The sequence below is a fragment of the Sphingomonas sp. IC-11 genome (genome assembly GCF_021043365.1).
GTDB lineage: Bacteria > Pseudomonadota > Alphaproteobacteria > Sphingomonadales > Sphingomonadaceae > Sphingomonas.
The window spans coordinates 1-3,389 of the sequence record NZ_JAJNDU010000009.1; the positions used below are offsets into that span (position 1 = coordinate 1).

At 54.8% G+C, this 3,389-nt stretch carries 1 tRNA gene and 2 rRNA genes; all 3 read right to left on the reverse strand.

The features are described 5' to 3' along the window. Window positions 1–20: 20 nt before the first annotated feature. Window positions 21–97 (reverse strand) — tRNA-Met (locus LQ954_RS16005). A gap of 122 nt (window positions 98–219) precedes the next feature. Continuing rightward, a 5S ribosomal RNA gene (rrf, locus tag LQ954_RS16010) occupies window positions 220–334 on the reverse strand. 180 nt (window positions 335–514) lie between these two features. Then, a 23S ribosomal RNA gene (locus LQ954_RS16015) occupies window positions 515–3,305 on the reverse strand. Window positions 3,306–3,389 lie beyond the last annotated feature (84 nt).

A 3,389-nucleotide genomic window follows, 5' to 3' on the forward strand; every position in this document is an offset into this window, starting at 1 on the left:
GGGGCGTATTGAGTTGGTGTTGGTTGCGGGGACAGGATTTGAACCTGTGACCTTCAGGTTATGAGCCTGACGAGCTACCGGGCTGCTCCACCCCGCGTCACCAAGTTTGTCCGTTTGGAAACACGAACGCCTCCGCGTTGTGGCGGAGGCGACGGTGTGTCCTTGAGGACGGACGTTATGAATGGGTTCTGGGAGAACCGTACAACCGCAAGCTGCAATGCCTGGCGACGCCCTACTCTTCCATCGCTTAAGCGATAGTACCATTGGCGCAGTCGGGTTTCACGGCCGAGTTCGGGATGGGATCGGGTGGGACACCGACGCTATGGTCACCAGGCAATGAAGCCTGCGGTGTATCCCATGAAGTGGTACTTCATGGGGGCCCCGGACAAGCTGAGCCTGGCCGGGACGTACGGTTCTTGTAATCGATGCACATTTACGTGTGTAAGTTGTTCTGGCGTCGAGCTTTCATCATCCGACCTCGCGGACAGCCAGGGCTGTCGTTGATGGTGGGACTCTCAAGCGCGAATAGGACGATTAGTATCGGTTAGCTCCATGCGTTACCGCACTTCCACATCCGATCTATCAAGGTCGTGGTCTCCGACCGTCCTGTGAAATCTTATCTCGAGGGAGGCTTCCCGCTTAGATGCTTTCAGCGGTTATCCCGTCCGTACATAGCTACCCTGCTGCGCCGTTGGCACGACGACAGGTACACCAGAGGTACGTTCAACCCGGTCCTCTCGTACTAGGGTCAACTCCTCTCAAATTTCGACGCCCACGGCAGATAGGGACCAAACTGTCTCGCGACGTTCTGAACCCAGCTCACGTACCACTTTAATTGGCGAACAGCCAAACCCTTGGGACCTGCTCCAGCCCCAGGATGTGATGAGCCGACATCGAGGTGCCAAACAACCCCGTCGATATGAGCTCTTGGGGGTTATCAGCCTGTTATCCCCGGCGTACCTTTTATCCGTTGAGCGATGGCCCTTCCACGAGGGACCACCGGATCACTATGACCGACTTTCGTCTCTGCTCGACTTGTCAGTCTCGCAGTCAGGCGGGCTTATGCCATTGCACTCTAACAGCCGGTTTCCAACCGGCCTGAGCCCACCATCGCGCGCCTCCGTTACTCTTTAGGAGGCGACCGCCCCAGTCAAACTACCCGCCACAGAGGGTCCCTGTTCCGGCTTACGGAACGAGGTTAGACATCAGAAAACAACAGGGTGGTATTTCACCTATGGCTCCACATCGGCTGGCGCCAATGCTTCAAAGCCTCCCACCTATGCTACACAGTTCTTTCCTAATGCCACTCTGAAGCTGCAGTAAAGGTGCACGGGGTCTTTCCGTCTAACCGCGGGTACTCCGCATCTTCACGGAGAATTCAATTTCGCTGAGCATGTCCTGGAGACAGTGGGGAAGTCGTTACGCCATTCGTGCAGGTCGGAACTTACCCGACAAGGAATTTCGCTACCTTAGGACCGTTATAGTTACGGCCGCCGTTTACCTGGGCTTCAATTCAGAGCTTGCACTCCTCCTCTTAACCTTCAGGCACCGGGCAGGCGTCAGGCCCTATACGTCGTCTTGAAGCCGACTTAGCAGAGCCCTGTGTTTTTGCTAAACAGTCGCTACCCCCTGGCCTGTGCCCCCTCAAAACGCTTGCGCGCAATGAGGGCCTCCTTCTTCCGAAGGTACGGAGGCAATTTGCCGAGTTCCTTCAGGACACTTCTCTCAAGCGCCTTGGTATACTCTACCTGACCACCTGTGTCGGTTTCGGGTACGGTCTATACGGTGGGGCTATTTCCCGGGACAGTTTCGAAGCACGTCCAATCCGATAAGGACGTACAACACACACCATCCGTCACACACCACCAGGCTGCGGAATATTAACCGCATTCCCATCGACTACCCCCTTCGGGCTCGTCTTAGGGGCCGGCTCACCCTGCGCGGATTAGCCTTGCGCAGGAACCCTTGGTCTTTCGGCGAGAGGGCATCTCACCCTCTTTATCGCTACTCATGTCTGCATTCGCACTTCCGATACCTCCACCACCCATTACCAGATGGCTTCGCAGGCTTACGGAACGCTCCGCTACCGCGTGTACAAAAGTACACACCCTAAGCTTCGGTGCACGTCTTGAGCCCCGTTACATCTTCGCCGCAGGAACCCTTGTTTAGACCAGTGAGCTGTTACGCTTTCTTTAAAGGATGGCTGCTTCTAAGCCAACCTCCTGGTTGTTTTGGGATTCCCACATGCTTTCCCACTTAGACGTGACTTGGGGACCTTAGCTGTAGGTCAGGGCTGTTTCCCTTTTGACGACGGACCTTAGCACCCGCCGTCTGTCTCCCGGATATCACTCCTAGGTATTCGGAGTTTGGTTAGAGTTGGTAGATCTCGCGACCCCCGCATCCATCCAGTGCTCTACCCCCTAGGGTGTTCGTCCGAGGCACTACCTCAATAGTTTTCGCGGAGAACCAGCTATTTCCCGGCTTGATTGGCCTTTCACCCCTAAACACAACTCATCCGGTAACTTTTCAACGTTAATCGGTTCGGACCTCCAGTGCGTGTTACCGCACCTTCATCCTGGTCATGCCTAGATCGCCGGGTTTCGGGTCTAATACATCAAACTATGTCGCCCTATTCAGACTCGCTTTCGCTGCGCCTACACCTATCGGCTTAAGCTTGCTTGATACATTAAGTCACAGACCCATTATGCAAGAGGTACGCTGTCAGGCCTCAAGGACCCTCCAACTGCTTGTAGGCAATCCGTTTCAGGTACTGTTTCACTCCCCTCATCGGGGTGCTTTTCACCTTTCCCTCACGGTACTAGTTCGCTATCGGTCATGTACGAGTATTTAGGCTTAGAGGGTGGTCCCCCTATATTCAGACAGGATTACACGTGTCCCGCCCTACTCAAGTCCTTCAATCTCACTTTCGCATACGGGGCTGTCACCCGCTACGGCGCTACTTTCCAGAAGCTTCTGCTAGTTGAATTGAAGGCACTGGCCTGGTCCGCGTTCGCTCGCCACTACTAACGGAATCTCGGTTGATGTCTTTTCCTCCAGGTACTGAGATGTTTCAGTTCCCCGGGTTCGCTTCACGAAGCCTATTTTATTCAGCTAAGTGATACCTTTTTCCCAATTACTTCCACCCGGCGAACCGAGAAGAGATAATCGGGATAGGTGGGTTTCCCCATTCGGAAATCGTCGGGTCAAAGGTTGCTCACACCTCACCGACGCTTATCGCAGCGTGCCACGTCCTTCATCGCCTGTACATGCCAAGGCATCCACGAATTGCCCTTACCTCACGCTTGAGAGTCCACACCACCAACGACAACACTGGATCGCCTCCCGAAAGAGGGCGACACGAAACTCGGCAGAGCAGTGTAGCGTGGTTC